The 6,513-nt window shown below is 38.1% G+C and carries 5 protein-coding genes; 4 read left to right on the top strand and 1 reads right to left on the bottom strand.

Features of this window, described 5'->3' with window-relative positions:
* The first annotated feature begins 274 nt into the window (after window positions 1–274).
* The 4 genes from MW688_RS20395 to MW688_RS20380 all read left to right on the top strand — a co-directional run bounded on the left by MW688_RS20395 (window position 275) and on the right by MW688_RS20380 (window position 4,862).
* Window positions 275–1,594 (top strand): alkaline phosphatase family protein, encoded by a 1,320-nt coding sequence (locus MW688_RS20395; RefSeq protein WP_486737850.1) that lies wholly within the window; start codon window positions 275–277, stop codon window positions 1,592–1,594.
* Window positions 1,595–2,146: 552 nt separating this feature from the next.
* The gene (locus MW688_RS20390; RefSeq protein WP_486737849.1) at window positions 2,147–3,259 is read left to right on the top strand and encodes a carbohydrate kinase family protein; all 1,113 of its coding nucleotides are present in this window, start codon (window positions 2,147–2,149) and stop codon (window positions 3,257–3,259) included.
* 226 nt (window positions 3,260–3,485) lie between these two features.
* Window positions 3,486–3,755 carry a hypothetical protein gene (locus tag MW688_RS20385; RefSeq protein ID WP_486737848.1) on the top strand — a complete coding sequence of 90 codons (270 nt, stop codon included), beginning with the start codon at window positions 3,486–3,488 and terminating at the stop codon, window positions 3,753–3,755.
* A 288-nt stretch (window positions 3,756–4,043) separates the two neighbouring features.
* Window positions 4,044–4,862, top strand: coding sequence for an SDR family NAD(P)-dependent oxidoreductase (locus MW688_RS20380; RefSeq protein ID WP_486737847.1), 819 nt, complete (start codon window positions 4,044–4,046; stop codon window positions 4,860–4,862).
* 323 nt (window positions 4,863–5,185) lie between these two features.
* On the opposite strand, the gene MW688_RS20375 is transcribed toward MW688_RS20380, so the two are convergent.
* Window positions 5,186–6,513 (bottom strand): tetratricopeptide repeat protein (locus tag MW688_RS20375; protein ID WP_486737846.1); only part of this gene is annotated, 1,328 nt, incomplete at its 5' end.

Here is a 6,513-nt window from a genome sequence, read left to right as displayed (position 1 = left end):
GAACTTTTTCTGAGGTTAATTTAGTACATAAGTACTGGTGCAAGATATGAGATAAACAGCTTTTGTAGGTTGGGCAGGGAGATAACCCAACATAATTAATTAAGACTATTAAAACTGACAGGGTGACATAAAGCGTTAAAGTGAGGTAGATGTCACCTTGTCAGGTTTTTTTTAATGACTTTCAAGTTAAAATAGCACTGCAAGTGGGTCTTTTTATTTATTTTAATGTACAAGTTTTGTATAACTATCTCAATCTCAACAGCTAAAGACAATCATGATCAACCAAAAATCCGTCAATACAGTTCAAAATTCTACTTTCCAACAACCAGAATGGCGTAGACCTTGCTATTCTGACTATTGTTTCTCCCGAATTCCCCAGACTATCTCCCATCTCCTCTTAAATAATCAATCAGGGAATACATTACCTCTAGATACTTTAGAAGGGTTAAACAAAAATTACTCCTCTGTGGTGTTTTTCTTTCTCGATGCTTTTGGTTGGAATTTTTTACAACGAGCTTTAGAGATGAAGTTACCCGCAGTTTTTCGTCTGGCAAAGCAAGGTAATATATCTTTAATCACTTCTCTATTTCCTTCTACTACTGCGGCTCATGTGCATACCTTCAATATGGGTATTCCCCCCAGTCAAACCGGTATTTATGAATGGCGAATGTATGAGAGTAGTCTTGATACTAATATCTCACCGCTGCTTTTTTCCACCGTTGAGGATATACATAGGAAGGAAGGCAATAAACGAGAAACTCTTGTGACTAGAGAAATAGCCAAACCTGAAGATATTTTCATACCTAGTCCTTTCTATCGCCCTCTTTTAGACCGTGGCGTCAGTATTTATTATTTTGACCCTGACGAATTTGTTGATGCTAGTTATAACCGTGTCGTTACTGGTGAAATTCACAGGATAGGCTATGATTCTCTGGAAAATGGGCTTAAAAATCTTTATCAACAAGTCTCAAATGCTCGTCAGCAGTCAAAAAATCAGACATTTTTCAAATTTTATTCGCCTTTATTTGATAGCACCAGTCATCATTATGGACCAGATTCTAATGAGCTAAATGAAGCTCTTCAATACTTTTTTACTTTACTAGAGCTTGAATTTTTTAGTCCTCTTAGTCAAGCTGAAGGTGAGGAAGTAGCAGTCTTAATTAGTGCGGATCATGGACATATTGGGATTAAGCCGGAAGAAACTATCTATCTGGATCAAGAAATCCCAGAAATTATTAATTTTTTCCAAACAACCAAAGCAGGTACTCCTATTTTCCCTTGTGGTTCTCGTCGAGATTTATTTCTGCATGTGCAAAATCAATACCGAGAAAAACTACATGCTATTTTAAGCACACAGCTTGAAGGAATAGCCCAGGTGTTTTATATAGAGGAAGTAATGGAGTTATTTGGTCATGAGCAACCTTCAGAAAAGTTCCTTAGTAATGTCGGTAATTTATTAATCCTTCCCTTCGGCAATCAAGGTGTTTTTCTGGCGGGAAAAGATGGTAGGTATAAAAAAACCAATATCGGTGAACATGGTGGACTATCCTCAGAGGAAATGGACATACCTTTTGCGGTGCTGAATTTTTCTTAACGATGTATTTTCCCTAGTTTTTGGTATAGCGTTTTTCACCAGTCGGAGACAAAGAGTTAGATTGTTGGGTTTCGTTCCCAAGGGCCCAACCCAATACTGCGTAGGTTTTGAAGATTATCTGTTGAGACTGCAAGGGAGCACCGGAGCAGGGGGCGGGGGAGAAATCCGAAAATCTCTCTCCCTGCTCCGGTCTCCCTGCTCCTCTGCTTGCGTCAAAGAAAAGTCAAAATCCCTAACCTACGCAGTATTGGGCCCAACCTACAGAATATAACTAATCGCATATAAGTATACCGCTATGGGCTAGGCACTCATGCAAAAGGAGATAAATATTTTATACTATTTAAGTAATTTTAAGAGAAAAATAAACTTTTTTTAGTCGGGCGCTTTGAATGAGCGATGGGCGCAAGCAAGAGCGCCCCTACTACTTTGCACTTTTTTCAAGATAAAACCAGCTAAAACCTATACCATATCAGAGTTTTAGATTTATTCAGCAAGCCCTAACTAGATATAGTATAAATGCTATAATCTTCCTAATTATGAAAATTTAAATCAATGGAAAATACTAATAACATCATAGTAGTTGGGGGTAGCAATGGAGAATATATTTTAGAATTATTAGATAATTTTGAGTTAGGACAAAAACACCTAGTCACCTCACAACAACTCATTGGAGGTGGGGGAGTCAACTATACTCTTAGATTAGTCAATATGGGTTATTCAGTGTTCCCAATTTTTCCTCTAGGTAAAGATGAAATAGGTAAAAATATACAAAATATTTTATTAGCAAATACTCAAAAAAACTTAAAAAACTCTAAAATCATCAAGTTTATTGCAGCACCAGAATTTCTTCAGGCAAAAATTAGAACTCAAATGTCAACAATTATTCTTCATGGAGAAAGCCGAAGTATTTTTACAGAAAAGCCTCAAGGATTAGAGACATTTTTAGAATTTATTCAAGAAAGTATTGAAAATATTAACAAATTAGTTATTCAACAAATAAGCGCCTTAGTGATTGGAGACATCTACGCAGACAATCATCAATTTTATCCTGAAAATGCCGGAAAATGTACTCAGTATTTAATCGATTATTTTGAAAAAAAAGTTTTAATTTACGCCAATCCCGGGAAAAGTCAAATTTATTTAGGATATAATCTTTGGCGTGAGTATTTACAAAAAGTTAGTATTTTACAACTAAATATCGTAGAGCTAAAAATCCTGTTTCAAAATGAGCGTCAAAGCTTAATAGAAATAATTGAAACTCTCATCAAAGATAAAATAAATACAATTATTACATTAGAAAAGTTTGGACTAATTGGTATTTATGCAAAAGCACCAAAACAACTAATTTTTGCTCATCCCTTGCCAGTTTCTCAAGTTAAAGATACTACAGGGGCAGGAGATGCCCTCGGAGCAGGAATAGTCGCCCAACTACACAATGTAAAAAAATTCTCCTGGGAAGAATTTAAAGGGGCGATCGCCAAAGCCAGAATTTGGTCCGCCTATGCTTGCACTCAATTAGGAGGAGGCGCTAACTGTCCTAATTCTCAACAACTACAAAAATTCCAACAAGAAATACTTCCTGATAATGATCAAAATAGAGGGATAGAAATTCACACAATCGATTCCATCAAAACCATTATTCAGTTACTTGACAAAATTTATTAACCGAAAATATAAGTCTCTAGCCTTTTTCACTCTACTCAGTGCTCCTATTTTAGCTGAGATAGTTAACTAATAGATTGATTTAGGAGTGCCCAAAGGGGCTTAACTAAAATTCATATTAATTTTTATAAAAATCGCCGTTTTTTTGGGCTTTTGTAAAATATGATACAGACAGATAGAAAAAAAGGCTTAGTCAATAAGATACTATCATATTACAGAGGAATATAAAATGAAAACTAAAGTAAACAAATTGATCCAACAAATTCGTAAAGCCACAAAAATGGGACAAGAAATTATCCTTGCTAGTGGATTAAAAAGTGATGGTGTTGTTTATTGTTTTGCAACTTCTAAGGTTTTAGTCATTAATTGTCGAGATTATGGGGCAATTTGGGGATTTGAAGAAGAATATGTAGAATTGAGAAAAGCGATCGCCAATTTAGAATATTCTATAGATACTATTTTCTTAGAACTTCGAGGAAAAGTTTACTACGAATTTTGAGATAGATGCTTCAATCCGAGATAGGGGAGCGATTCTCAGATTTTGCATCTTTTCCAAAAGTTATTGGTGTAGTAGGGGCGCTCATACTTGCGCCCTTTTTATTTTTTACGCTCTTGCTTTGCGCCCTTTTTATTTTTTACGCTCTTGCTTTGCGCCCTTTTTATTTTTTACGCTCTTGTTTTGCGCCCTTTTTACGCTTTTTACGCTCAAGCTTTAGGCTTTTTTGGCGGTTTTGGTGCAAGATATAAAGATCGCCATTTAATCACAAAATACGAGTAAAATAATGCTATGAGTCAACTAAATCAAGCAGTGGTTTTAATTACAGGAGCTGCCGGAGGATTTGGACAACAATTTACAAAACAACTACTAGCAGCTAATAGTTATTTAATTTTAAGCGATCGCTCCGCAGAAATAGTAGAAGAAACTGCCGAAAAAATTACTAAAGAAGTTAATACAGGAAAAATTATTGCCACCCTTAACGCTGACTTAGCTACTTCTGAGGGATGTATATCTCTTTACGAAAAAGTTCAAACTCTCAATACCCCAGTAGATATATTAATTAACAATGCCGGGATTGGACTATTTGGCAGGATGGACGAAGTCCCACCAGAAAAATGGCAACAAATGATGCAGGTAAACCTCTTAGCGCCAATGCAACTATCTTCTCTGTTTGCGCCTCAAATGATTCAGCGGCAACAGGGACATATAGTTAATATATCTTCAGTAGCGGGTTTATCAGCGACAGCAGGCTTAGCCCACTACAGCGCTAGTAAGTTTGGTTTACGTGGATTTGGAGAAGGGTTAAGGGAAGAATTAAAGCCATACAATATCAAAGTAACTACAGTCTATCCTTTTTTTAGTCGTACTCCAATTTTACGTTCCCAAGGATATGGTAGTCTAGCTAAAAATAGTGATATTAATTATTTAGAAAGCATTGCTACTAATCCAGTAGATATAGTTAAAAGAGTTATCCAAGGAATTCGTCAAAACAAAGCAGAAGTATTACCTGATTCTCAAGCTAAGGGGATTTATCTAATTATGAGATACTTTCCGGCATTGATGCCATTTTTAGCTAATAATCTTAGTAAAAAGATGAGGATAATTTAGAAATACCGTAGGGTGCGTTAACGAAGTGTAACGCACCGTAATATCATGTCCGTTTAATTAGTTATAGCAATGAGCGTTGTACTGTTAACAATATTTATAGTTACAGATCCCCCCTTCCCCCCCGCAAACTCGGGGGGCTTTTCATGATAACTGTAAACATCTATTTGGTCATTGCTATATGATAAAGTTCTACCTTCATACCTTCTTCCTTCCCTTCTGCCTCCTGCCTCCTGCCTCCTGCCTCCTACCTCACCTTATTTTTATCGTAAGTATTCACCCGAACTTGATATAACAGCATCAAATCACATTGTTTAACTATAAACTTAAAATATGTCATCTAGATTGTTACGAATAATTTGGGTAGTAGGATGATTTATGCCTAAAGTTCGTTTAGCTATCTCTAAAGCTTGGGTGTAGAGAGGTTCGGCTTCGCTGTATCTCCCTTGGCTTTTGTAGAGATTAGCTAAATTGTTCAAGCTTTCTGCCACATCGGGATGGTCCCCTTTAAACATTCGCTGTCTCATCTCTAAAGCTTGGGTGTAGAGAGGTTCGGCTTCGCTGTATCTCCCTTGGCTTTTGTAGAGTGCGGCTAAATTGTTCAAGCTTTGTGCCACATCGGGATGGTCCCCCTCAAACATTCGCTGTCTCATCTCTAAAGCTTCGGTGTAGAGAGGTTCAGCTTCGGTGTATCTCCCTTGGCTATAGTAGAGATTAGCTAAATTGTTCAAGCTAGTTGCCACGTATGGATGGTCTCCATTAAACATTCGCCTTGTCATCTCTAAAGCTTGGTTCAAGAGAGGTTCGGCTTCGCTGTATCTCCCTTGGCTTTTGTAGAGTGCGGCTAAATTGTTCAAGCTTGTAGCCACATCGGGATGGTCCCCATTAAACATTCGCCTTGTTATCTCTAAAGCTTCGGTGTAGAGAGGTTCAGCTTCGCTGTATCTCCCTTGGCTATAGTAGAGATAAGCTAAATTGTTCAAGCTAGTTGCCACATCGGGATGGTCTCCTTTAAACATTCGCCTTGTCATCTCTAAAGCTTGGGTGTAGAGAGGTTCGGCTTCGCTGTATCTCCCTTGGCTATCGTAGAGTCCGGCTAAATTGTTCCAGCTATTTGCTACATCGGGATGGTCCCCCTCAAACATTCGCCTTGTCATCTCTAAAGCTTGGTTCAAGAGAGGTTCGGCTTCGCTGTATCTCCCTTGGCTTTTGTAGAGATAAGCTAAATTGTTCAAGCTAGTTGCCACAGAGGGATGGTCCTCCTCAAACATTCGCCTTGTCATCTCTAAAGCTTGGTTCAAGAGAGGTTCGGCTTCGCTGTATCTCCCTTGGCTTTTGTAGAGATAAGCTAAATTGTTCAAGCTAGTTGCCACAGAGGGATGGTCCCCCTCAAACATTCGCCTTTTCATTTCTAAAGCTTGGGTGTAGAGACGTTCGGCTTTGGTGTATCTCCCTTGGCTATCGTAGAGTCCGGCTAAATTGTTCAAGCTATTTGCCACAGAGGGATGGTCCCCCTCAAACATTCGCCTTTTCATTTCTAAAGCTTGGGTGTAGAGACGTTCGGCTTTGGTGTATCTCCCTTGGCTATCGTAGAGTCCGGCTAAATTGTTCAAGCTATTTGCCACAGAGGGATGGTCCCCCTCAAACATTCGCC

The organism is Johannesbaptistia floridana (genome assembly GCF_057440575.1).
The sequence above is the reverse complement of the archived record's forward strand: the minus strand, read 5'-3'. Positions and strand labels throughout refer to the sequence as shown.